Source organism: Desulfuromusa ferrireducens, assembly GCF_055389805.1.
Window position 1 is genome coordinate 3,635,252 of the sequence record NZ_AP042415.1, and the last position, 23,642, is coordinate 3,658,893.

20 protein-coding genes and 1 pseudogene are annotated in these 23,642 nt (G+C 50.7%); 9 read left to right on the plus strand and 12 right to left on the minus strand.

Annotation, left to right across the window (positions count from 1 at the left end; all coding sequences use genetic code 11):
• Positions 1–254: 254 nt before the first annotated feature.
• Both ACZ5PT_RS16200 and ACZ5PT_RS16205 read left to right on the plus strand, forming a co-directional pair.
• The gene (locus tag ACZ5PT_RS16200) at positions 255–1,877 is read left to right on the plus strand and encodes a fumarate hydratase (protein WP_464264063.1); all 1,623 of its coding nucleotides are present in this window, start codon (positions 255–257) and stop codon (positions 1,875–1,877) included.
• 177 nt (positions 1,878–2,054) lie between these two features.
• Positions 2,055–2,276, plus strand: a pseudogene (locus ACZ5PT_RS16205) (SelT/SelW/SelH family protein); the annotation flags it as partial.
• A gap of 51 nt (positions 2,277–2,327) precedes the next feature.
• On the opposite strand, the gene ACZ5PT_RS16210 reads toward ACZ5PT_RS16205, so the two are convergent.
• On the minus strand, positions 2,328–2,930 hold the full coding sequence (locus ACZ5PT_RS16210; RefSeq protein ID WP_464264064.1) for a hypothetical protein: 603 nt from the start codon (positions 2,928–2,930) through the stop codon (positions 2,328–2,330).
• A 343-nt stretch (positions 2,931–3,273) separates the two neighbouring features.
• Between ACZ5PT_RS16210 and ACZ5PT_RS16215 the strand changes: the two genes are divergently transcribed.
• Together ACZ5PT_RS16215 and ACZ5PT_RS16220 are read left to right on the plus strand one after the other, a co-directional pair.
• Positions 3,274–5,775, plus strand: a complete 2,502-nt coding sequence (locus ACZ5PT_RS16215) for an efflux RND transporter permease subunit (RefSeq protein WP_464264065.1) — start codon at positions 3,274–3,276, stop codon at positions 5,773–5,775.
• Positions 5,776–5,818: 43 nt separating this feature from the next.
• Entirely contained in the window at positions 5,819–6,175 is a 357-nt protein-coding gene (locus tag ACZ5PT_RS16220; RefSeq protein WP_464264066.1) for a YajD family HNH nuclease, read from the plus strand.
• Between the two features lie 18 nt (positions 6,176–6,193).
• Here ACZ5PT_RS16220 and ACZ5PT_RS16225 read toward each other — a convergent pair whose 3' ends face one another.
• Positions 6,194–7,900 carry a potassium channel family protein gene (locus ACZ5PT_RS16225; RefSeq protein ID WP_464264067.1) on the minus strand — a complete coding sequence of 569 codons (1,707 nt, stop codon included), beginning with the start codon at positions 7,898–7,900 and terminating at the stop codon, positions 6,194–6,196.
• A gap of 148 nt (positions 7,901–8,048) precedes the next feature.
• On the minus strand, positions 8,049–9,014 hold the full coding sequence (locus ACZ5PT_RS16230; protein ID WP_464264068.1) for a chemotaxis protein: 966 nt from the start codon (positions 9,012–9,014) through the stop codon (positions 8,049–8,051).
• Between the two features lie 207 nt (positions 9,015–9,221).
• Here ACZ5PT_RS16230 and ACZ5PT_RS16235 point away from each other — a divergent pair, with 207 nt between their 5' ends.
• Positions 9,222–10,985, plus strand: coding sequence for a DEAD/DEAH box helicase (locus ACZ5PT_RS16235; protein ID WP_464264069.1), 1,764 nt, complete (start codon positions 9,222–9,224; stop codon positions 10,983–10,985).
• 58 nt (positions 10,986–11,043) lie between these two features.
• Here the strand turns inward: ACZ5PT_RS16235 and ACZ5PT_RS16240 are convergent, their stop codons facing one another.
• The 5 genes from ACZ5PT_RS16240 to ACZ5PT_RS16260 form a co-directional block, all read right to left on the minus strand.
• Positions 11,044–12,108 (minus strand): M42 family metallopeptidase, encoded by a 1,065-nt coding sequence (locus ACZ5PT_RS16240; protein ID WP_464264070.1) that lies wholly within the window; start codon positions 12,106–12,108, stop codon positions 11,044–11,046.
• Between the two features lie 72 nt (positions 12,109–12,180).
• Complete coding sequence (locus ACZ5PT_RS16245) at positions 12,181–12,831, minus strand: histidinol phosphate phosphatase domain-containing protein (protein ID WP_464264071.1); 651 nt, start codon at positions 12,829–12,831, stop codon at positions 12,181–12,183.
• A 21-nt stretch (positions 12,832–12,852) separates the two neighbouring features.
• Entirely contained in the window at positions 12,853–14,181 is a 1,329-nt protein-coding gene (gene miaB / locus ACZ5PT_RS16250; RefSeq protein ID WP_464264072.1) for a tRNA (N6-isopentenyl adenosine(37)-C2)-methylthiotransferase MiaB, read from the minus strand.
• A gap of 36 nt (positions 14,182–14,217) precedes the next feature.
• Positions 14,218–14,772: a hypothetical protein gene (locus ACZ5PT_RS16255; RefSeq protein WP_464264073.1), complete on the minus strand. Its 555-nt coding sequence runs from the start codon at positions 14,770–14,772 to the stop codon at positions 14,218–14,220.
• Complete coding sequence (locus tag ACZ5PT_RS16260) at positions 14,769–16,058, minus strand: M48 family metalloprotease (RefSeq protein ID WP_464264074.1); 1,290 nt, start codon at positions 16,056–16,058, stop codon at positions 14,769–14,771. Before ACZ5PT_RS16260 ends, ACZ5PT_RS16255 begins: the two co-directional genes overlap by 4 nt.
• 173 nt (positions 16,059–16,231) lie before the next feature.
• Between ACZ5PT_RS16260 and amrA the strand changes: the two genes are divergently transcribed.
• From amrA to ACZ5PT_RS16275, 3 genes are all read left to right on the plus strand, one after another.
• Complete coding sequence (gene amrA, locus ACZ5PT_RS16265; protein ID WP_464264075.1) at positions 16,232–16,795, plus strand: AmmeMemoRadiSam system protein A; 564 nt, start codon at positions 16,232–16,234, stop codon at positions 16,793–16,795.
• 9 nt (positions 16,796–16,804) lie between these two features.
• Entirely contained in the window at positions 16,805–17,545 is a 741-nt protein-coding gene (locus tag ACZ5PT_RS16270) for a methylenetetrahydrofolate reductase (RefSeq protein WP_464264076.1), read from the plus strand.
• A 91-nt stretch (positions 17,546–17,636) separates the two neighbouring features.
• Complete coding sequence (locus ACZ5PT_RS16275) at positions 17,637–17,894, plus strand: hypothetical protein (RefSeq protein WP_464264077.1); 258 nt, start codon at positions 17,637–17,639, stop codon at positions 17,892–17,894.
• 10 nt (positions 17,895–17,904) lie between these two features.
• Here the strand turns inward: ACZ5PT_RS16275 and ACZ5PT_RS16280 are convergent, their stop codons facing one another.
• The 4 genes from ACZ5PT_RS16280 to ACZ5PT_RS16295 form a co-directional block, all read right to left on the minus strand.
• Positions 17,905–18,579 (minus strand): hypothetical protein, encoded by a 675-nt coding sequence (locus ACZ5PT_RS16280; RefSeq protein WP_464264078.1) that lies wholly within the window; start codon positions 18,577–18,579, stop codon positions 17,905–17,907.
• Between the two features lie 121 nt (positions 18,580–18,700).
• Positions 18,701–18,859: a rubredoxin gene (locus ACZ5PT_RS16285; protein WP_464264079.1), complete on the minus strand. Its 159-nt coding sequence runs from the start codon at positions 18,857–18,859 to the stop codon at positions 18,701–18,703.
• A 17-nt stretch (positions 18,860–18,876) separates the two neighbouring features.
• Complete coding sequence (locus ACZ5PT_RS16290; protein WP_464264080.1) at positions 18,877–21,303, minus strand: methionine synthase; 2,427 nt, start codon at positions 21,301–21,303, stop codon at positions 18,877–18,879.
• On the minus strand, positions 21,300–22,223 hold the full coding sequence (locus ACZ5PT_RS16295) for a homocysteine S-methyltransferase family protein (RefSeq protein WP_464264081.1): 924 nt from the start codon (positions 22,221–22,223) through the stop codon (positions 21,300–21,302). Before ACZ5PT_RS16295 ends, ACZ5PT_RS16290 begins: the two co-directional genes overlap by 4 nt.
• Positions 22,224–22,496: 273 nt before the next feature.
• Between ACZ5PT_RS16295 and ACZ5PT_RS16300 the strand changes: the two genes are divergently transcribed.
• Complete coding sequence (locus ACZ5PT_RS16300; RefSeq protein ID WP_464264082.1) at positions 22,497–23,642, plus strand: GspE/PulE/PilB domain-containing protein; 1,146 nt, start codon at positions 22,497–22,499, stop codon at positions 23,640–23,642.

A 23,642-nucleotide genomic window follows, 5' to 3' on the forward strand; every position in this document is an offset into this window, starting at 1 on the left:
TGAAGAACTGTGGAAAATATGGCGAATAGACTATAGCTGTCAGCTTTTTAACCGACACATTGTTAGGCTTGACGAAAAATCAAAATATATACCAGATAACTAATGCCTATATGCATATTTCTAGATATAAATAACTTATGAAAGATATAGCGCGATAGCGGTCGACAACTGTATACAATTCACTTACAATGAGTGCGTTTAAATTCTGGCCGATTTGGCCTGATTTCCCATCCCTATGCACAAGGAGTGAGAACATGCCCGACTTCAAGTACCAGGACCCGATGCCGCTAAGCGCGGACACTACCAAGTACTACAAAATCGAAGGCTCTGAAGAGCTTGTCAGCGTTGTCAACTTTGAAGGCAAAGAGGTCCTCAAGGTTGAGCCACAGGCGTTGACCGTACTCGCCAACAACGCCATGCGCGATGTATCCTTTATGTTGCGTCCAGAGCACAATGAGCAGGTCGCTAAGATCCTCACCGATCCAGAAGCCTCACAGAATGACCGTGGCGTTGCCATGGCCTTCCTGCGCAATGCTGAAATCTCTGCCAATTTCGAACTGCCTCTCTGCCAGGATACCGGGACTGCGACCATCGTGGCCAAAAAAGGCCAGCAGGTCTGGACCGACACCAATGATGCTGAGCGTCTCTCGGAAGGTGTTTACCGAACCTATACCGAAGAAAACCTGCGCTACAGTCAGACCGTCGCACTCGATATGTACAACGAAAAAAACACTGGCACCAACCTGCCAGCTCAAATTGATATCATGGCCACCGAAGGCGCTGCATACAAGTTTCTGTTCATCGCCAAAGGCGGTGGTAGCGCCAATAAATCCATGCTCTTCCAGGAAACCAAGGCACTGCTCAATCCAGATACCTTGGAAAAATTTCTTGTCGCCAAGATGAAAACCCTCGGCACAGCAGCCTGCCCTCCCTACCACATGGCTTTTGTCATTGGTGGCACCTCCGCTGATGCCTGCATGAAGACCGTCAAACTGGCGACCGCAAAAGAATTAGACGGCCTGCCATCAGAAGGCAACGAGCACGGCCAGGCATTCCGCGATCTGGAGCTCGAAGCAAAACTGCTGAAAGCAGCACAAGATCTCGGTATCGGCGCTCAGTTCGGCGGCAAATACTTCGCTCACGATGTTCGTGTTATCCGCCTGCCCCGTCACGGCGCATCCTGCCCGGTCGGCATGGCTGTTTCCTGTTCGGCAGACCGCAACATCAAAGCCAAGATCACCCGCGATGGCTTGTTCGTCGAAGAGATGGACCGTAATCCTGGCCGTTTCATTCCAGAAAAATATCGCACCGGCAAGCACAGCACCGGTACCCAGATTGACCTGAATCAACCGATGAGCGAAATCCTTGCGCAGCTGACTAAGCTCGAAGTCGGCGCCCCGCTGCTGCTCAAAGGAACCATCGTTGTCGGCCGTGACATCGCTCACTCCAAATTCAAAGAGATCCTTGATAGCGGCAAACCGTTGCCTGATTATCTGAAAAATCACCCGATTTACTATGCTGGCCCAGCAAAGACTCCCGAAGGCAAAGCCTCCGGTTCTTTCGGTCCGACAACCGCCGGACGAATGGACTCCTACGTCAACCTGCTGCAGAGCAATGGTGGATCGATGGTTATGATCGCCAAAGGTAACCGCAGCCAACAGGTCACTGATGCCTGTAAAGAGCACCGTGGTTTCTACCTCGGCTCCATCGGTGGACCAGCGGCAGTATTAGCAGAAGAAAACATCAAGAAGGTCGAATGCATCGACTTCCCTGAGTTGGGAATGGAAGCTGTCTGGAAAATCGAAGTTGAGGATTTCCCGGCATTTATTCTGGTTGATGATAAAGGGAACGACTTCTTCAAGAAGCTCGGCCTGTAAGAGAATCATAAGGAGTGCAGCAAAAAAGCCCCGACCACTGGTTGGGGCTTTTTTTTGTAAATAGTGCGTTGAGTTGGTATTATCACCTGAGAAGCGTCAAGAGTTAGCAACGACGATCAACAGGAGGGCAGTATGAAAATCACTATCGAATATTGTACGGAATGAAACTACCGTGATCGTGCTGCCGGTCTGGCAGAGAAACTAACAGACAGCTTTTCGGCGGAATGCCATTTGATCGGCTCTTCTGGGGGAGTATTTGAGGTCGTTATCGATGGACAACTATTTTATTCAAAAAAAGCGACCGGCCAGTTCCCGGATGAAGACCAGCTGCTAAAAAAGATCGCCAGGGGAAAATGGACTAAAAATAGAAATCTTACCTGTCGCGGCATCCCATCTTAAAAATAAAAAAACGACCTTGAATGTTGAAATTTGTCATATTTCAACTTATTACTAATTACCGAGCGCAATCGGAACGTAATCTGGATTTGTCAGAGAACGTAACTCGTCCATAAGATCTTTATCATAAACCCTCACAGATGTGGACATCAGCCCCCCCGCATCATGCGAATTGGCAATTATAACCATCGCCCCGCCATCAGTCCGATACACATCACTCTCAACAAGCTGTTCAGCTGAAGAGGCCGTTTGGCGATGTGAAATTTCGCTTAAACCATATTTCTGATCGAGGGCTTCCACGACAGAGTCCAAACAAAAAGACATCGTAGACACGTCACAAAGCACATCAAACCGAACGCGCAAAAAATGATCCTGATAATAGTCATATTCCGGCGCTGAAATACGTACGCGCTCCAGGTGGGTAATATCCGTTGAGCGCATATAAGTCGACAAAAGGCTATCTTTCGGCAAAACGCCCTCGCCAATCTCACCGTCAGGACATGCGCCCTTGATACAGATCATCTCTTCAATTGGAAAATCGCCGAAATAAACGCCTTGAAATTCAATATTTGCATTTTCGATAGGGCCATTTTGATTAGCTTCTGCCATAGCAACCACAGGAACTGTTAGAAAAATCAGTAAAAACCATACTCGCATGCGTTTCCCCTCCGACTACGAACAATCATAATAGTTAACTAACGAAAAACCAAATGAGAGGCAGAGATTCCTATCGGCAGGACTCGTCGTAAAAACAAAAAAAACCACCGACCGCTATATAGGTCAAGCAGCTGACAAAAAAACCCCTCCAATAACTCATCATCCCCTCCTTGCCAAATAAATAATTCTTCGGTAATTTACTCCAGCAAAATCATAAATGCAAATGTTGTTACAAATTATTGCGGTTAAGACAGAGGGAACTAAAAACATCCATTCCCATATGTATCCATCAAAGCTATAATCACATCTTCGCTCTGCAATATCGTCAACTTAAAGGAAAACCATGTCCAAAGCAATTCTCAGAATCTATGAACGAGTCGTCCTGAAACACCCCATCATGACAATCCTGGCTATGCTTCTGATGGTTACCGCTGTCGGCTTTTACGCCAAGGATTTCCGTCTCGATGCCTCTGCGGATTCGTTACTGCTGGAAAACGACCAAGACCTCAAATACTATCGCTCTATCAGCGCCAGGTACGGTTCTGATGACTTTCTGATCATCACCTACTCCCCGAAGCAGGATCTCTATGCCCAGGGAACACTCAACGATCTTCGCACGTTACGTGACAGCCTGCAGCAGATCGAGCGGGTCAAGACGGTGGTCAGCATTCTCGACGTACCATTGATTGATAGTCCGCGCTTAACCCTTGGCGATCTCAACAATGGTATCCGAACCCTGGAGACACCAGGCATCAACACGGAACTGGTGCGGGCGGAATTTGAAAGTAGTCCACTCTACAGCAGCTTACTGGTCAGCCCGGAGGCAAAAACCACGGCCCTGCAGGTCATTTTTAAGCGGGACGAGAATTATCACTCACTGCTGAAACAAAGAAATGATCTTCGTGAAAAGGCGCTCGTCAAGCCCCCAACGGCAGCACAGACGCGGGAACTGAAAACTGCCGTCAAGGCGTTTGACGACTACAGTGCCCAATATGCCGAGCAGGAAGCGGTTGATATTGCCCGGGTCCGCTCAATCATGGACAACCACCGTGAAAACGCCGAGCTATTCCTCGGCGGCGTGCCGATGATCGTTGCCGACATGATCGACTTTATCCGCCACGACCTGACCTCCTTCGGCCTCGGGGTGCTGGTTTTTCTGGTCTCGATGCTGATTCTGATCTTCCGCAAATTGCGTTGGGTCTTGCTGCCGATGCTCTGCTGCTCTGCCTCGGTGCTGTTCATGTTCGGCTTTCTTGGCTGGATCGAGTGGAAAGTGACCGTTGTCTCTTCAAACTTCACCTCGCTGCTCCTGATCATCACCCTCTCCCTCTGTGTCCATTTGATCGTCCGCTACAATGAATTATTTGACGAAATCCCCGGTGCCGATCAATTAACCATGGTTCGTGAAATGGTGCGCACCAAAGCGGTCCCCAGTATCTACACCGCCTTAACCACCATCGTCGCCTTCGCCTCCCTGCTAACCAGTGACATCCGCCCGGTTATCGACTTCGGCTGGATGATGGCCATCGGTATCAGCTTTGCGCTGATCCTCTCCTTCGCCCTTTTCCCTGCCGGACTGATGCTATTTAAGACCCCGGTCAAATTTGAGCCGCATTTCGATATCACCGGCATTATCACCCGTGGTTGTGCGCATTGGGTCGAGCACCGCAGCAAATTAACGCTGTCAATTTTCCTCGGTGTGGCAATCCTCAGCGCTATCGGCATTTCCCGGTTAACGGTGGAAAATCGTTTTATTGACTATTTCAAACCGACAACGGAAATCTACCAGGGGATGGAACTAATCGACCAGCAACTCGGTGGGACAACGCCGCTGGATGTTATCATTGACGCCGATCCAGACTTCTTCACCGCCAAGGTGGCTGAGCAGGCCTTTGAGGAAGATGACCCCTTCGCGGACGATTTTTTCGACGAAGAAGAAGCTGATGTCGGGCTCTCCGGCAGTAGTTACTGGTACAACAGCTACCAGATCGAAACCCTGCACAATATCCATAATTACCTTGATGGCCTCCCGGAAAGCGGCAAGGTCCTGTCGATGGCGACCACCATGAGCCTGATGCAGCAGGTCAACGAAGACCTGCCGCTTGACAACATCTCGCTGGCCGTTATCCACAAAAAACTTCCAGAGGCCATCTCCTCTGCACTGTTCAAACCCTACATGTCGGAGGATGGCAACCAGGTGCGTTTTTCTTTACGGGTTATCGATTCCGACCCCAACCTGCAACGGAATGAGCTGCTCAAAACCATCCGCGGACACCTGACCGAGAAGCTCAACATCAAAGATGAGCAGATTCATCTCACCGGCATGTTCGTGCTCTACAATAATGTCCTGCAGAGCTTGTTCAGTTCGCAGATCATGACCATCGGCGTGGTTTTTCTGGTCATCATGGGCATGTTCGTCGTGCAATTCCGCTCTTTACGACTGGCCATCATTGCCATCATCCCGAATCTTATTTCAGCCGGCATGGTGCTTGGCCTGATGGGACTGCTTAATATTCCCCTCGATATTATGACCATTACCATTGCCGCCATCACCATCGGCATAGCGGTTGATGACACCATTCATTACGTGCATCGTTTTACCGAAGAGATCGAGGTCGATGGCGATTACCTGGCGGCGATGAAACGCTGCCACGACAGCGTTGGCCGGGCGATGTACTACACCTCGATCACCATCATCATCGGCTTTTCGATTTTGGGCCTGTCAAGTTTTATCCCGACCATCTACTTTGGTCTGTTTACCGGTCTGGCCATGCTGGTTGCCATGTTTGCCAACCTGACGCTATTGGCCTTACTGCTGCTCAAATTCAGACCAGCGGCAAACTAAACAAGCACCCTTAAACCTATTTATTGCAATAACGGATATTAGTATGGACAACAAACAACGCGATCAGCTGGTCGCAGATATGCGCAAGGAAGAGCAGCAGCGCCAAGCGGGCTACCGAGAGCAGGCGTTAAAATTGTTCCCGCACGTCTGTGGCCGCTGCACACGTGAACTTTCCGACAAAAAGCTGCCGGAACTTACCGTTCACCATCGAGATCATAATCACGATTATAATCCCGCTGACGGCAGCAATTGGGAGCTATTGTGCACCTATTGCCACGAACATGAGCATACCAAGGGTGTGCAGGAAGATCGAACGGAAGTTGAGCGTGAAGAGTCCGGTCCAACGCTGGCGCATTCACCATTTGCCGGACTCAGTGATCGTTTTAAGCAGAAAGAGTAATTCAACCAGAAAAGCGTACTACAACCCAAGATTAATAGCGCCACCAAACAACTCGCCATACTTGTCTTCCTGGGCAGGACTGCCGATAAGCACCAGACTACTGTCGACAGACAAGCGGGTCTCGGGAGGCGGTGCCAACAGCAGTTCTCCGCTGTCCTTTTCCAGCGCAACAATCGAGCAACCGGTTCGTGGGCGCAACTTCGATTCCTCAATCGTTTTGCCAACCAGCGCATCGGGGACAGCTCGGCGGAAAATGGTAACCCCCTCAGTGAGGAAAATCGACTCTTTCGCTTCGAGAATATTCATCAGAATACTCGCCCCGACCGACGCATTGGAAACAACAAAATCGGCACCGGCCGCGTAAAGCTGTGCAACATTCTCTTCGGTATTGGCGCGCGCAACGATCCGCATATGCGGATTACTATTACGACTGCTTAAGGTCAGAAAGATATTGGTACTGTCATCGTTGGTCGTGACAATAAGGCCCTTGGCCTGTTCGATCCCTGATTTGCGCAGCAGGTGGCGATTGGTTGCATCACCTATAACGGAGATATGTTTGAGACAATTCTGATTTTCTATTTCATCGATTAGAATGTATGGAACTGGCTTTCTATCCAGAAAGTTTGCCGCCGCACAACCGATCCGCCCATGACCAAGAATGAATACCAGGTCATCTTCGGCTTGTTCGCCGGTCAACTCTTCAATCCGGCGCAATTGTTCTCGAGTACCAGCTAACACCACCAAAGAAGCAGGAGAAAGAAAGGTTTCTTTTTCCGGGACAGTAAAGGTGCCGCGCTCCCAAACACCAATCACCGTCATGCCGGTCTGCTGCCGAATCTGCGCCTGCTCCAAAGTCAAGCCAACAAAAGGTGTTCCATAGACCGGGATTTCAGCAATCTGCAACGGGCCAAAAGAATCGATAACATGGGCCAACGCACCACAGGTTGTTGAACGAGTACCAAGATAGCGGCCGATAATCCGTTGCAAGGGCACTGCCTTGTCAGCACCTGCCAGACGCAACAAATCGATGTGTTCCGGATCTTCTACGACTGCGGCAATCGGTGTGTCGCAGAGCGAACGAATGGTCAAACAAAGATTGGTGTTTTGCGTGTCGCTGAGATTGGCAAAAATATAGCGAGCTGAGTCGACCCGGACCTTAGCGAGCAGTTTATCATCGGTCGGCGAGCCACAAACTACGCGGACGCCCTCTTCCTCTTCCAGTCGCAAGGACTCTTCATAATCTTCAGTGATCACGACAAATGGAATGTTGCGACTAGACAAGTTACGCAGTAATACTTTGGCGGTCGGATTAACACCAAAAACCAAGACATGTCCCCCGGTTTCCGGGGGCAGTGAAAAACTCGGTCGATAGCGTAACCGTTGCTCGATCCAAGGCGCTAAAAACAGACTGATAAGCGCAAATGGCAGGATGATCAATAAAAACACCACCCCGGAAACTGTAACCAATGCAGCAAACGCGTAACCTAGATCAGTATGAAAGGTGATATCGCCGAAGCCAAGAGTCGTCATAACCGTAATCGCCCAGTAGATCCCGGCGATAAACGAAAATTCGCGCCCCTCGAGGTGCAACATCAAGTAGCGGAACAGGACGGCATAAGTGAGGATCATGACTAATAGAAAGAGGCTGTAATAGACCAGGAACTTAAGATTTTGCTTGGCCCGGCCTCGTAAAAAATAGGCAATTTCCGCCGAAATTGTCTTCATAAAACCCTTCGTTCTTTTAAAGAAAGAAATCGACAAATGATTTTACTAGGTTACCGTTAATACTCTTCTTTTACCAGCCCAACTGAAAACGCCAGACAGGGCGATACCGTAATCTGGCGTTCAGAACTTTAGGAGATGGGTGAAAACTCTAATTCTCAATTCCTAAAAAATGGTCCATCATCTTGATAAGTTTGGCAATCTCTGGCTTGGATGCATAACCATCGGCACCAACAGAATCACATTTAACTTCCATCGGAGGATTAATCAAAGAAGAGAACAGTAGAACCGGGATATGTTTGTAGCCTAACTCTTCCTTCACTTTTCGACATAGAGTCAGACCGTCCATTTTCGGCATTTCAATGTCACTGATCAATAGATTCAAATGCTCACTGATATCCTCATCTGCTTCTGCTGCCTGTTGTTTAAGCTGCAAAATACGCTGATAACAAGCCTCTCCATCGGAAAACACCTCTAAATCAGTGAAACCGGTTTCGCACAACACCTTTTGTAAATTCGTACGAATAATCGAGGAATCTTCAGCCATCAAAACCTTCTTTAGCTGACGCTGCTGCACCAGCGAAGTCTGACCGTCATCATCAGTATTCTCACTGTGTACACCGAGAACCGATTCGGGGTCAAATTCACCAACGATATATTCCAAGTCGAGAATCAAAATCTCCCGCCCTTCAATATTGATACTGCCAGTGAAGCGCGGTCTGAATTGATCGATAAATTGAGCGAGTGGTTTCACGTCGCTCCAGGAAATCCGGTGAATCTGATTTACTCCGTCTATCTTAAAACCATTGGTGCGATGATTAAACTCGCAAACAAGGACCACCGGCTTGCCGTCATCAGCCTGGCTATCTTTATCACGCTGCTGAAGGTGCTCCCTGAGATCAATTAAAGGAATAATATCACCACGCATCAATAAAACACCGAGCATAGCCGGAGGGCTTTCGGGGAGAACCGTTAAAGCGGATTCGTCGTAGCTAATGATTTCCTTAAGCTTCTGCACATTGATTCCAAGCGGCTGCGCACCAACATAGAACTCAATGATCTCCATTTCGTTAGTACCACTCTCGAGCAAAATCTCTTGTTTTTGTTGATCGGCCATTAGTAATCCTTTCATTAGACAATACTATTGCTTACGCATACAATATAACTGATTATTCGAGCTTGGCAATAAGATTGAGGGTTCCATTATGCTTACTACTTGATATTTTATACGTAATAGAAAAAGCTGGCACTTGATCTAATAATACGGTAAGGTGCGAATCTTTTGCCGCTAAACTAAAATAACGCACTGTCAACAGGTTAGACTATGACTGAAGAAACTGTTCCATCCTTTGAAGAACTCTCCCTTGCCCCAAACGTCTACAGTGTCATCAAAGAAGTCGGTTATGAAACACCATCACCGATTCAAGCACAGAGCATCCCCCCGCTCCTGGAGGGACGTGACCTGTTAGGACAGGCGCAAACCGGAACGGGTAAAACAGCTGCTTTTTCCTTGCCGCTGCTCAGTCGTCTCGACCCTAAGTTGAAAGCACCACAAATACTGGTTCTGACTCCCACCCGCGAACTGGCTCTGCAGGTCGCCGAAGCGATGCAAACCTACGCACGACACTTAAAAGGCTTTCAAGTCCTGCCGGTTTACGGTGGGCAGAACTATACCCAGCAATTACGTCAACTGCAACGCGGCGTCCAGGCAATCGTCGGCACACCAGGCCGGATACAGGATCACCTCAATCGCGGCACTCTAAAGCTGGACAAAATCACCTGCGTTGTTATCGATGAAGCCGATGAAATGCTGAAGATGGGCTTTATCGATGATGTCGAAGCAATCCTTGCATTTGCCCCTGAAAAACGCCAGACCGCCCTCTTCTCGGCAACCATGCCGAATGAAGTTCTGCGCGTCGCCCGCAAGCACCTGCAGGATCCGGTTGAAATCCGCATCAAAACCAAAACCTCAACCGTGGAAACCATCTCGCAGCATTACTGGCAAGTCAAAGGGATGCACAAACTGGATGCCTTGACGCGGATTCTGGAAGCGGAAGAGATTGATGGTATGATCATCTTCGTCCGCACTAAAATCGCCACAGTAGAGCTGGCGGAAAAACTCGAAGCAAGAGGGTTTTCCAGTGCGGCACTCAACGGTGACATGACCCAGATGCTGCGCGAGAAAACCGTCGAACGACTCAAAGACGGCAGCCTCGATATTGTTGTCGCCACCGACGTCGCCGCGCGCGGACTGGATGTCAAACGGATCAGCCACGTCGTCAACTACGACATCCCGCACGATACTGAATCCTATATCCATCGTATCGGCCGCACCGGTCGCGCCGGGCGTGAGGGAAAAGCGATCCTGTTTATCGCACCGCGCGAAAGACGCATGCTCAGTGCTATCGAGCGGGCCACTCGCCAGACAATCAAACCGATGGCGCTGCCGAGTCGCAAAGACATCACTAACCGCCGCATTGATCTATTTAAAGAACAGATCGCCGAAACAATGGAATCTCAGGATCTGGAATTTTTCGAAGAACTGATCGACCAGTACCAGACCGAATACGATATCGGCCATCGCAAGATTGCTGCGACCCTCGCCTACCTGCTGCAGAAAGAACGTCCTCTGCAACCGGAAGAGACTAAAGTGGAAGAGTTCCGCGATGAACGACCTCAATCGTCACGGCCTGAACGGAGCTCGAGACCGGTCGAAAACAACATGTTGACCTATCGCATTGAAGTCGGGCGGATGCATGGCGTCGAACCTGGCAATATCGTCGGAGCCATCAGCAATGAAGGTAATCTCAACAGCCGTGACATCGGCAAAATCAAGCTGTTTGACAGCTTCAGCTTGGTTGACCTGCCGAAAAGCCTGTCACCGGAGGTCCTGCATAAGCTGAAAACGGTCTGGATCTGTGATGAGCAATTGCAGATCAGCCCCGACAAGGGCAGCCGCAGCGCACCGACGGAACGTCCAACAAAACGGCGCACCTTCGGCAAAGGCAAGCCTGGTGAAAGTCGCGGCTTCAAGCCGGGTGTTAAAAAGGCCCCCTTCGGCAAAAGAGGCGGACCAAAACCTAAATAGAAAAGAAAAAGCCCCAGCCAACCGGCCGGGGCTTTTTTTATTTATATAATTAGCAGGTCTATTGCGGAATAAACGACTGATCCTTATCCAGTCGCAGTACCAGTGCGGTCAGCAACTTGATACTGTTTTCCAGATCGGATTGTGCCAACACCTCGACTGGCGTGTGCATGTAACGCAGTGGCACGCCAAGCAAAGCCGTAGCAATACCTCCGCGCGATAATTGCATGACATTGGCGTCGGTTCCAGTGGCCCGAGGCACACCAATGACCTGCACAGGGATCTTCTCCTGTTGGGCAGTCTTCAACAGTAAATCAAACAGCACCGGATTGATATTGGCACCACGAGCAAGCACCGGCCCCTTACCAACGTCAACCTGGCCAATACCGATGTTCTCAACGCCTGGGGTATCGGTGGCATGTGTCACTTCGACCACAATACCGACATCCGGATTGACACCATAGCTGCTGGTCGCAGCACCGCGCAGACCGATCTCTTCCTGTACGGTGGAAACAGAATAAAGATCCCCCGCTGCCCCCCCTTGAGCTTTAACCCGTTTGAATACTTCGGTCACAATAAAAGCGCCCATTTTGTCATCAAAAGCCCGTGAGGTAAGACGATCCCCCTGCAGACGTTCAACCCCGACCGCAAAGGTGACCGGATCGCCAATCTGAATGAGCTTTTCAACTTCTCCCCGCGATGAACAGCCGACATCGATGTACTGATCCTTCAATTTGATCACCGTATCACGATCTTTCGCTTCTATCAGATGGATCGCTTTTTTACCAATGACGCCATTGACTTCACCATGTTGCGTATGGATACGGATTCGCTGCCCAGGCGACAAATGTGGATCAACTCCGCCGATGGCGCCAAAATAGATAAAACCCTCATCATCGACGTACTGGACCATAAAACCGATTTCGTCACAGTGACCGGCAATCATCACTTTGGGCCCCCCTGCCCCGGCGAGACGGGCAATCAAGTTGCCCATGACATCGGTCGTCAGCTCATCGGCAACGTCCTCGAGTTGCGCCCGAATCACCCGCTGCGCCGGTTGCTCATAACCGGAAGGGCTTGGAGTTTCCACCAGTTCTTTAAGAAAAGCGAAATCGTTATCGTTCATCATGTCCTCACCAGAAAAGGAAAAGGGACAGAATTGAATTCTGTCCCCGGATATTTTAACGCCAGTCGCGGACTAACCCTTGGCTTTTTTCACCAAGTCTGCTGAGTTCTGCCGCGCTTGCTGTATCTGCTCCTTGGTCAAACCGGCCCCAAGAGCAACCTTATGTGACATCTCCCGAGAAACCAAATCCTCCGGTCCATGCGCATCGTTGTCTATCACCAGCTTGGCCCCATACTGCAAGGCCAGTTTGGCGACATGACCGTTGGTCAAAGAATGCCCCTTGCGCGTGGTGATTTCCAAGCAGACCCCTTTTGCCGCGGCCAGTTGCGCGTCTTCAGCACTGATCAGACCAGGATGGGAAAGAATATCGACTCCGGCTTCGATCGCCGCCCGGTTGGTGCCTTCCATAACCGGCTCGACAATGGTTTCACCATGCACGACAATCAGTTCCGCACCATTATCTCGGGCCAGTTGCGCAGCAGCGGCGATCATCTGCGGCGGTACATGGGTCAGCTCGACCCCGGCTAAAACCTGCATACCATTGGCCGCCCCAATTTCATCAACGACACCGACCAACTGCGACAGCAACCACTTGGTGTTACTCTGATCGGCGTGATCGGTGATAGCCAGCGCCCGATAGCCAGCAACCGCAGCACGTCGCACCAACTCAGCCGGTCCCAGTCCACCATCACTAAAAAAAGTATGGGTATGCAGATCGATCATGTTTCGCTCCCTCATTTGATGTCAAACGTCAGTAAGCAACTCACCTAAGTTCGAATTTCGAAAAACCTTGGTTATCTTCACCGAAACAACCTGACCAATCAGGTCGGTACTGCCAGCAAAATTAACGATGCGGTTCCAGGTGGTGCGACCGAAGACCTGACCATCGCCCTGCTTGCTCTCCCCTTCGACCAACACTTGCAAAACCTGCTGCAGATCGCTCTGCCAGGTTTCTTCACCGATCCGATTCTGCAGATCGAGCAATCGTTGGAACCGCTGCTTTTTCTGCACACTCGACTGATCATCGCTGAGTTCAAAGGCAGCGGTTCCGCTGCGCGGCGAATAGAGAAAGGTGAAGGCGTCAGCATAGCGCACTTGTTCGACCAGATCGAGCGTCGCCTGAAAATCGGCTTCCCCTTCTCCAGGGAAACCAACAATAATATCGGTCGTCAAGCGGATCTCCGGGCAGACCTGCTTCAAGCGTGCAACCTTGTGCAGATAATCCTCAATCGTGTAACCGCGGTTCATCAGCTTGAGGATTCGATCACAACCGCTCTGCACCGGCAGGTGGATATGCTTGCAGAGCTTATCCAGCGCCCCAAAACAATCGATCAGTTCTTCGGTCATATCTTTTGGATGCGAGGTGGCAAAACGGATCCGCGCTAGCCCGTCAACCGCATTAATCTTATGCAACAGTTCAGAAAAAGAGATTTCACCCTCTTCTTTGATCCCGTAGGAATTGACATTTTGCCCCAGCAGGGTCACTTCGCGGACCCCTTGCGTCACCAGACTTTCGATTTCAGCGACGATTTCAGCGCTTGGCCGGCTCACTTCCCGGCCTCGAACATAGGGGACGATACAATAGGAGCAGAAGTTATCGCAGCCCTGCATAACGGTGACAAAGCGGGTGACATTATCGCGTACGCTGCGCTGCGGGAACAGATTGAGACGAGTTTCACGATCGAGAAATTCGGTGGCGCTGCCGCGCTGCCGTTTCTGCTCGACCTGCTGCACCAATTCCGGCAAACGGTGGACATTGTGCGTGCCGAAGACCAGATCAAGGTAGGGGACGGTCTGCAGCATCGTTTCCCCTTCCTGCTGGGCGACACAACCTCCGACCCCGATAATCAGATCAGGCCGTTTGTCTTTGATCGGCTTAAAACGTCCAAGATGGCCGTAAACCTTGCGCTCGGCTTTATCACGCACCGAACAGGTATTAAGCAACACCAGATCGGCCTGTTCCGGCGAATCAACCTGCGCATAGCCGATTCCTTCGAGCAGATCGACAATCCGTTCCGAATCGACCACGTTCATCTGGCAGCCGAATGTCTCTAAATAAAAAGCTTTATCCATAATTCCTATCAACCCGACAGAGCAAAATTCGGCGCATCATAACGGCTCATTTCCGGGCAAGTCAACGGAATCCTCTTCTTTGACGGGCTTTTTCACTTCGCGTTCGAGGTGTTCGAGCAGATTTTGCGGTTGCTCCAGGCAGTGCAGAAGGATAGACGGGCGGCCCCTTAGCATTAGGCGCAAACTAATCAGATGCTCACTAAAAGGTTTCTGCTGCCAATCGATGACCTCGCTCAAGGAATAAGAATCGATCTGGGCGGAGAAATGACCGTCTCTCACCAGCAAGCGCACATCGGTTAAAGCATAAAAGACGTTTTCCCAGCGAATCCGAGCCAACAACAAGGGGACCGGGCCAAACAACAGGGATACGACCACCAAGGGGGCTGGGAACAGCAGCAACCACCAGGGGTAACCGTCCGCTTTGACCAGTTCATAGGCGAGCATCAACCAGAAGCTGCTGGCCAGAAACATAAAAGTCCCAAACGCGCAGCGTTTCCAATTGCGAAAGGTGTAACATCGCGGGGCTGGTCGCCCCTGCCAGAGAAGTGTTTCATCAGCGGTTAATGGCCACTGCCAATCAAGACCACTCATTGTCCGAGCCTTTCAAGTTTTGCCAGCGCCGCCTGCCCGAGCTTGCCACCGGCATCCGCCCGGGCGACCGCTTGGAATAACTCACGCGCTTGCACAAGATGGCCCTGTGCGTGCTCAGCGTCCCCCAGCAGGTAGGCCGCCTGAACGGTCGGCATTAATTCGAGGGATTTTTTGAGCTGGGCAGAGGCCTGCGCCGCTTGCTTATTTATCAGATAAACGTAACCGAGCCCCATCCGGGACTGGTAGTAACTGCCATCGGCATTAATCGCCTTCAGCAGGTAACGTCGCGCCGGGATAACATCCTCTTTACGCAGGTAAGCCATCCCCAGCGCACTGAGCAGCAAACCATGCTCAGGAGCCTGCTGCATGGCCTTATGATAGCTTTCGATCGCCGCATCGACCTGACCTTTTATTTCCAGTTTTCGCGCTTGATCATAGAGAGCATAGGCCTTTTCGCTCTCAAGCAATGGCGCAATTGCCTGCCGATAACTGCTACGATCAAGACCATAAGCAGAACGGCTGGATGCGTATCTCGTGCTTACATAGGTACGGTTGGCGTCGAGTCGATCCTTTGAAAAAGGGTGACTGCGGAACAAACCTCCAACCCAACCAGAGTCGCCGCCCCCTTCAATCTTGCGGTAAAAGATCTCCTGCAGTTCAACGGCCCCTTGCGGAGCATAGCCAGACTGCACCATATAATCGATGCCGAGCTGGTCAGATTCGCTTTCCTGCTCGCGGCTGTATCTTTTATCTACTAAATTTGCAGTCACACCACCGATTTGCGAAACCATTTGCCCGTAGTCCCCGGCAACGGCCCCAAGGATACTGACTGTCGCGCCGAGCAAAGTTGAGCGCTGCATCCCCTGAACACTGTGCCGAGCGGTGACGTGTCCAATTTCATGGCCGAGCACCGCTGCCAACTGCGCTTCATTTTCCAGGTTGAGCAACAATCCACGCGATATCGCAATGAACCCGCCCGGCAGTGCAAAAGCGTTGGGCGCCGAATCGTTGACCACGGCAAAGGAATATTTTATTTCTGGCCGATGGCTGCGTCTGGCAACCCGCTGTCCGACTTGGTCGACAAAAGAATTGAGAGCCGCATCCGGGTAGCTTCCGCCCATTTTCTGCAGAGCCTGGGCGAACGATTTCTTCCCCATGGCAGCTTCCTGTTGCGGCGAAACACTCATCAACGCCAATTCATTGCGCCCAGTCACCGGATTAACCGCACAACCAGACACAACTGCGAGGAAAAGCAGTAAAACGATAAGCTGAATGAATGTTTTCAATGCAGATCTCCAACTCATGATCAAGGATAAAATAAAGCAGTGACCAAGTTATTTATATACATATTATCAGAGGTAAAATGAGATAAATAGGTTGCGAACATCTATTGTAGACACTATAAATGAACAAATCCACAGCGTGACTACTTTTCTCAATTAATATATGGAGTGTATGGATGCTAGCAGATAAAGATGCATCAGTCCTGCTCAATATCGCCCGCGAAGCCATCACCAACCTCGTCAATGGGCAAGAGTACCATCCACTACCCAGGGAAGAAAAAAACCTCAACGAACGTTCTGGTTGTTTCGTCACAATAAAACAGGATGGTCAACTACGCGGTTGTATCGGCAATTTCCAGAGTGAGCGGCCATTGTTTCTCGAAGTTGCGGAGATAGCTGTCGCTTCAGCCAGCAAAGATCCGCGCTTCCACCCCCTGGAAGAACATGAATTGGACAATTTCTCCCTTGAGATCTCTGTTCTCTCGCCACTGGAAAAAATTGATGATATAGACTTGATAGAGGTCGGCACCCACGGTATATATCTGGAAAAAAACTTCAGCCGGGGCGTCTTACTACCACAAGTCGCCACTGAGCAAAACTGGGATTTGCAGACGTTTCTCCAACAAACCTGTTTAAAGGCCGGTCTGCGCGCTAACGACTGGCAGGATGCTGATACCGACATTTACATCTTCAGTGCCCAGATCATAAAAGAATCCGAACATACGCAATCAACCGCATAAGGCTGGTTAATGACCGAAGTATCGATAGAACTTGTCCCGCGCAACGAAGAATCACTATTAAAAGAACTGCAGCTGGTCCACGAGCATTTCCCCAATATCGACCGAATCAATATTCCGGACATTCTCCGCTTTGACCTGCGCAGCTGGGATGGTTGTGCGCTTGCCGGTAAAATCTTTCCCAAAACCATTCCGCATCTGCGAGCCATCGATTTTGACCCGAACAAGCCGATCCATATCGACGCCGAACTCTGCAGTCCTGAAATCGAAGCAGTTTTGGTTATTACCGGTGATCCGCCTCAGGACATGGCCCACAAGTGCTACCGCACCAGCTGCCTGGAAATGATCCGCCGCCTCAAACGGGAACTGCCGCACCTTAAGGTTTACGCCGGGATGGACCCTTATCGAAACGGCATTAAGGAAGAGATCGACTACGTTCGTGCCAAGCAGGATGCCGGCGCCGAGGCCTTTTTCACCCAGCCATTTTTTGATTTACGATTGATGGAAATTTACCAGGGGTTCATGCAGGATTGTACGGTTTTCTGGGGCATTTCTCCGGTGTTGACTGAGAACAGTCAAAACTACTGGGAAAACAAGAACAACGCCATCTTCCCGCCTGACTTTGAACCAACCCTGGAATGGAATCGCGACTTCGCCAAAAAAGCGCTACAGTTTGCCAACGATAACGGTGGCAATATTTATTTTATGCCGATCAGGACCAATATCGCGGCTTATCTGGACGGTATTCTCTAAACATACGACCTATAATTTGACCCATCAAAGCCGCGCCCGATCTCTGTTTCGGGGGCGGCTCTTTTAACAAACACGAATAAAGGAAAAACAGATGACGAAGCAAGACCGGTTGAAACAAGCAATAATCCAAGTTGTCGATACTCAAGTAGACAGCAATGATCCACCAGAAACTAAACAGACCCTGCTGCGCCTCATAGCCGAGGGTTTTGCCAGCGACGATGCCAAAGACCTGATCGGCAATGTTGTCGTCGCAGAAGTATTTGATGTCATGCGTGAGGGAGAACCTTTTGATATTGATCGATATGTTGCCGCCCTCAATAATCTGCCACAAATACCCAAGATAAAATAAGAAACAGGGGCTATTTCAGCAAAGCAGCAAACTCTTTTTCCATCTTGCCGATCTGCATATTATTAACGAAAGCCAGAGTCCCCCAATTGGTCGTTCCTTGCTGCACGGACTGGTAAATAGCCGTCGCCTGCTGCCCAGTCCGCCGGGCAAGAAAAAAAGCTAAAATGGTCTCACGATTATCCGCACCTGCGACCCGTATTTGACGGAGTTGAGCGGAATCGGCAGCGAGTCGCGCAAGCAGGGTTGCGTCGACCACCGCCGCCGCAAGCCGCGCATCATCAGCTTTGGCTGTCAACGCCGCTATCACTTGAGAATCAAGTTGATCCTGCGAAAGGTCTGCAGAGGTCAATACAGCACTCCAGCTATCCTGTTCACTGCGGGCAAACAGCAACGATTTACTGGTCACGCCGTATTTGCTCGCCAGGTAGTGTGCTGTCCATAGACGCCCTGACGGAACACCACTCATCAACGCTTTGACCAGCTGGAATTTCTCTGTTTTAAAAGCCACGGCGAGAAAAGAATTCTGCGTTGTCGCCAGCAGATAAGGGATAACCTTTTCGGGATTTTGCTGATCGAAACTACGGTCTTTAAAGCAATGACAATTGATGGTCGATTCAGCAAGTACGGTTACCGGCAGAAATCCACAGACGAATAAAAACAGGGCTAAAACAGATAATCTTCGCACAGGCCACCTTCGCTATCGTTGAGGTTTAATTACCTCCGACAGTAACAGGTCAACCGACAAAAACATTGACGTAAATCAACCGCCTTAGAAAAACCTCACGACGGCTGAAAACTAACCCATATCAATCAAGCGGATCAAAATTGTCCACCGTCGCATAGCACAACGGGCAAACCCAGGCCTCGGGAAGATCCTCAAATGCGACTCCGGGCGCAATATTATTCAACTCATCGCCTTTTTCCTGATCATAGACGTAACCGCAACAGGTACAGATATAGCGCATGAAGTTCCCCCTCTGTTTTACACAGCAAAATATTTCGCCTGCGGATGATGCACAACGATTGCCGAAGTGCTCATTTCCGGCACCATCTCAAATGACTCGGTCAAGCGGACACCGATCTCTTCGGCCTTCAGCAGTTCAAACAGCGGCCGGTGTGCGCTCAAATCGGGACAGGAAGGGTATCCGAAACCATATCGCGAGCCCTGATAACCCTGGGCAACGTAGGCTGCCGGGTCGCCTGCTTGTTGCTGAATACCCATTTCGATGCGCATCTTCTCATGCCAGTACTCGGCCAGGGCATCGGTCAACTCCACCCCCAGTCCGTGCAGCATCAGGTAATCGTGGTAACTGTCTGCCGCGTACAGCTCCTGGGTGCGAGCCGCCAAGCGATCACCGATACTGACAACAAAGAACCCGACCTTATCACCGCCCTCTGCTTGCGGCCGGAAATAATCGGCGATGCAAAGACCCGGCGCTGCGGCTTGACGTGGGAAACTGAAAACCTTTTGTCCGGCTGCAGATTCCACCAGCAACTGCTCACCGACGCTAACGCAATCAAAATAGCCGTAAGCGACCTTCGGCTGCAGCCAGCCTTCGCTTTGCGATTCATCTTTTAAACGTTGAAACAGCGGCCGAACGGTTTTTTCGGTCAGTTCGGTATATTCAGCTTTTGACATTTTGCCACGCCGATAGCCCCAACGACCACGGAACAAAGCCGCCTCATTGAGCAGAGCGAAAAGTTTTTCGCTATCGACATCCTCTACCACCCGCCGGCCGACAAACGGCACTTCTGGCACCGCACAGGAACGGTCCAGCACCTCAATCTGCGGCCCCGGTCGATTCGGTACCACGCCGGTCGCTTCCCAGATGGTCGAGACAAGCTGTCCAGCTTCGAATTCGCGAATCGCTTTGAGCCCGGCAAAAGCATCGGCACAGTAGATGACCGGCTGCTGATAATGCGGCACACAGTCCTCGGCAACAAAACGGCTGGTCAAGGCAGCACCGCCGAGCAGCACCGGCTGCGTCAAATCAACATTTTGAAACTGTTTGAGATTTTCTTTCATCAGTAGCGCTGATTTGACCAGCAGGCCGGAGAGGCCGATAACATCGACGGCATACTCCTTGGCCGTGGCAATAATCGTTTCCGCCGGCACCTTGATGCCGATGTTGTAAACTTTGTAGCCGTTATTGGAGAGGATGATATCGACCAGATTTTTGCCGATATCGTGGACATCGCCGGCGACGGTGGCCAGCAGGATACTGGTCTGGCTGCCATCCTCCAACTTATCCATAAAGGGTTCCAGTTGGCCGACGGATTGCTTCATCACTTCGGCGGATTGCAAGACGAAAGGCAGCAGCAGGTCACCGCGGCCGAACAGCTCGCCGACTTCGCGCATCGCCGGCACCAGCAGACCGTTGATGATGTCGAGCGGACGCCAGCGACCACGCAGTTCGACCAGCAGATCCTCCAGCCCGTCCTTATCTCCGTTGAGGACCTTGTGCCGCAACTGCTCTTCCAACAGCGTATCGGCGTCATCCTCTTCGACCTCGTCGACCGCCTGTTCAAAATGGTCGATAAAATCCATCAGCGCTGACTCATGGCGATTTAACAGCAGATCAAGGCAGAGCTGACGATCTTCAGCACTGATCGCAGCAAAGGGCAGCACCTTGGCCGCATCGACAATCGCCGTATTCAGACCAACCGCCACCGCTTCGTGCAGAAACACCGAGTTCAGCACCTTGCGCGCCACCGGTCGCAGGCCAAAACTGATATTGCTGATCCCAAGGGTAAAACCGACGCCGGGCAACTCCTGCTTGACCTGTTTGATCGCCGCCAGGGTCTCAATCGCCGCGTCACGCATGGTCTCGTCACCGGAGCCGACGGTAAAGGTCAACAGATCAAACAAAATATCCTGCGCGCGCAGCCCATGCTTATTGACCGCCAGAGCGTAGATTTGTTTAGCGGTGGCGACCTTCTTCTCGCAGGTTAAGGCCATCCCCTCTTCAGTGATGGTCAACGCGACAACCGCAGCACCATATTTTTTTGCCAACTGGCAGATCTGGTTCAGATTAGCGCCGCCATCTTCCAAATTGATCGAATTGATGATCGCCCGGCCGGGATAGAGCGGCAGGATCGCCTCCAGAGTTTCAGGACTGGTTGAATCGAGCATCAATGGTGCCTTGCAAGAGCCGGCAAACAGTTTGACCAACTGACGCATATCGACCAATTCATCGCGTCCGGCGTAAGCGACGCAGATATCGAGCACCTGTGCACCACGAGCTTCCTGATCGAGAGCCAGCTTCAGACAAGCGTCCCAGTCCTCAGCCAACAGCGCTTCGCGAAAAGCCTTCGAACCGTTGGGATTGCAGCGTTCACCGATCAACAGCGGCGGGATCTCCTGGTTTAACTCAACAGCCTGATAAAGAGAGGCAACTGAAGGTTTCATTTGCTCATCTCCCGCTGTTTCGGCTTGAGACCGCTTAACCTATCCACCAACGCGGCAATATGCTCTGGACTGGTACCACAACAACCACCCACGACACTCACGCCCTGTTCGACGACGAACTGATGCATCTGCTCGGCGAACTCTGCTGGAGTTAAAGGATAAACCGTCTGATCATTGACCACTTCCGGCAAGCCCTGATTGGGGATACAGGAAATACGCTGCGACCAGTGCTGGCTGAGGTAGTTAATATGCGAAGCCATATCCCGTGGACCGGTGGCACAGTTGAGTCCCAACGAATAAAGCGGATAAGGTTCAAGCGTGGCGACAACGGCAGCGATATCGGAGCCGACCAGCATGGTACCCTGCTGCTCAATGGTTACAGACGCCAGCACCGGCAGTTCCAGCTTGGCCGAGTTAAGGACCTCGAAGGCAGCAACCAATGCCGTTTTAGTCTGCAGCAGGTCCTGACAGGTTTCGACAATCAGACAATCGACTCCGGCTTCGAGCAATGCTTCGATCTGTTCGCGGGTGGAGGCTGCCAGTTCAGCGACCTCGATGTGACCAAGAGACGGCAGCTTGGTTCCCGGCCCGATCGATCCAGCTACATAACGGCCTGCCTTTCCTGCCGCTGCCGTTCGAGCATTTTCAACCGCCCTGCGGTTGATCTGCTTGACTTGATCCTGCAAACCGTATTCGGCCAGCACCACACTGGAAGCGCCGAAGGTATCGGTCTCAACCACCATCGCTCCGGCCTCATACATGCTTTTGTGCATCTCAACGATAAATTCAGGAGCTCTTAAATTTAGAATCTCGTTACAGCCATCGCAACCGCCCCAAGCCTCGCCGGGGATTTCCATCTGCTGCAAACTGGTGCCGCAAGCGCCGTCAAAAATCAACAGGTCATGATCTGAGATACTCATATGTATGGATAAACCTCGTCTGTCATTCTTTTTCAGCGTCTAATTCATTGGCCACTTTTTCCATAAAGGATACCGAACAACCATCTAAATGACATGTCATCCTCAAAAAAACATATGAAAAGATTTATGCGAGCTGAACAACTTACGCAGTTCAGCCCGATGAGTCCAGATCGAAGGAAACCGCCAGATATAATAATAATCTGTCAATGGGCGTTACAAACTGACTACTTTTTGTTAGGATACTCACTTATTCATCAAAAAAAGAGGTGTAACGTGGACCTACCTGAGTATCAATTAAAAAGCACCGCCCTGCAGCGGCGCCTTGGTGACTTTCTGATTGCTGATGGACAAATTTCTCCCGACCAGCTTGACGAAGCAATCGAATATCAATGTATCTATGGTGGCAGGTTGGGAACAAGCCTGATTGAGCTCGGACTTATCAACGAAGAGCATCTCGCCCAAGTCCTCAGCAAACAGCTGAAGTTGCATTATATCAAACCAGATCTTTTGATGAATGTCCCTAATCCAATTCTCAATCTGGTGCCGAAAAAACTGGCCCTGAAATACCGGATCGTCCCCTATCACAAAGACAAAGGTAAGCTTTTCCTGGCGATGAACGATGCTTCAAATCTCGCCGATATCGATGAACTTTCTTTTCAACTCAATCACATCATTGTGCCCTTGGCCATTCCAGAAGTCAGACTGATGTTAGCCCTGAAGAAACATTACGGGTTGGACCTAACGCCTCGCTTTGAAAACCTTGAAGCACAGATTAAATTTCGCGCCAAGGCAGCAAAAAAAAATACGGCAAAGAAAAAGGACGTTCAGGCAGAGCCAGAAGATGCCGCTTGGCCGCTACTTGGCGACGAAGAGTACGGCGGCGAAGAACCAACCGATGATGCATATTTCGATTTAGGCACATCAACGCTAGAAACATCCCAAACAAGTCTGAATCAGCAACTTGCAGCAGCAACGGACCGCAACGATATCGCCAGAGCCCTGATAAATTTCCTTGGGCAGGAATACTCCGCCAGCGGTTTGCTAATGGTCCGCTCTACCACCGTAACTGGCTGGCTGTCCTCCTGTGGCAGTGTCGAGCCGACCGGGTTCGATCAGTTCAGCATCCCCCTTCAGGATCATTCAATTTTCAACTTGGTGGTCAAGAGCAAATCCCACTTCTTGGGTACCGTCGCTGACACACCGCAAAACTGTAATCTGCTTAAATTCTTCAATTCCAAACCGCCACAAACGGCCCTGATCATCCCCTTGCTGGTTCGCGATCGACTGGTCAGTATTCTCTACGTACAGGACAGTCTGCAGGTTCTTGAACAACACTTTGCCGAACTTCAGAGTATCGCCAGAAAAGCAGAAATGGCGTTCACCTTGTTAATCCTTAAAAATAAGATTCTAACCACTTAG

What these genes read in the sequence shown, in the direction of transcription:
- ACZ5PT_RS16270 (WP_464264076.1), top strand. Translation starts at nt 16,805, where the DNA reads ATGACCGAAGTATCGATAGAACTTGTCCCGCGCAACGAAGAATCACTA.
- ACZ5PT_RS16230 (WP_464264068.1), bottom strand. Translation starts at nt 9,014, where the DNA reads ATGGCCGATCAACAAAAACAAGAGATTTTGCTCGAGAGTGGTACTAAC.
- ACZ5PT_RS16220 (WP_464264066.1), top strand. Translation starts at nt 5,819, where the DNA reads ATGGACAACAAACAACGCGATCAGCTGGTCGCAGATATGCGCAAGGAA.
- ACZ5PT_RS16295 (WP_464264081.1), bottom strand. Translation starts at nt 22,223, where the DNA reads ATGAGTATCTCAGATCATGACCTGTTGATTTTTGACGGCGCTTGCGGC.
- ACZ5PT_RS16255 (WP_464264073.1), bottom strand. Translation starts at nt 14,772, where the DNA reads ATGAGTGGTCTTGATTGGCAGTGGCCATTAACCGCTGATGAAACACTT.
- ACZ5PT_RS16215 (WP_464264065.1), top strand. Translation starts at nt 3,274, where the DNA reads ATGTCCAAAGCAATTCTCAGAATCTATGAACGAGTCGTCCTGAAACAC.
- ACZ5PT_RS16275 (WP_464264077.1), top strand. Translation starts at nt 17,637, where the DNA reads ATGACGAAGCAAGACCGGTTGAAACAAGCAATAATCCAAGTTGTCGAT.
- amrA (WP_464264075.1), top strand. Translation starts at nt 16,232, where the DNA reads ATGCTAGCAGATAAAGATGCATCAGTCCTGCTCAATATCGCCCGCGAA.
- ACZ5PT_RS16235 (WP_464264069.1), top strand. Translation starts at nt 9,222, where the DNA reads ATGACTGAAGAAACTGTTCCATCCTTTGAAGAACTCTCCCTTGCCCCA.
- ACZ5PT_RS16290 (WP_464264080.1), bottom strand. Translation starts at nt 21,303, where the DNA reads ATGAAACCTTCAGTTGCCTCTCTTTATCAGGCTGTTGAGTTAAACCAG.
- ACZ5PT_RS16245 (WP_464264071.1), bottom strand. Translation starts at nt 12,831, where the DNA reads ATGATCGATCTGCATACCCATACTTTTTTTAGTGATGGTGGACTGGGA.
- ACZ5PT_RS16240 (WP_464264070.1), bottom strand. Translation starts at nt 12,108, where the DNA reads ATGAACGATAACGATTTCGCTTTTCTTAAAGAACTGGTGGAAACTCCA.
- ACZ5PT_RS16210 (WP_464264064.1), bottom strand. Translation starts at nt 2,930, where the DNA reads ATGCGAGTATGGTTTTTACTGATTTTTCTAACAGTTCCTGTGGTTGCT.
- miaB (WP_464264072.1), bottom strand. Translation starts at nt 14,181, where the DNA reads ATGGATAAAGCTTTTTATTTAGAGACATTCGGCTGCCAGATGAACGTG.
- ACZ5PT_RS16285 (WP_464264079.1), bottom strand. Translation starts at nt 18,859, where the DNA reads ATGCGCTATATCTGTACCTGTTGCGGTTACGTCTATGATCAGGAAAAA.
- ACZ5PT_RS16200 (WP_464264063.1), top strand. Translation starts at nt 255, where the DNA reads ATGCCCGACTTCAAGTACCAGGACCCGATGCCGCTAAGCGCGGACACT.
- ACZ5PT_RS16225 (WP_464264067.1), bottom strand. Translation starts at nt 7,900, where the DNA reads ATGAAGACAATTTCGGCGGAAATTGCCTATTTTTTACGAGGCCGGGCC.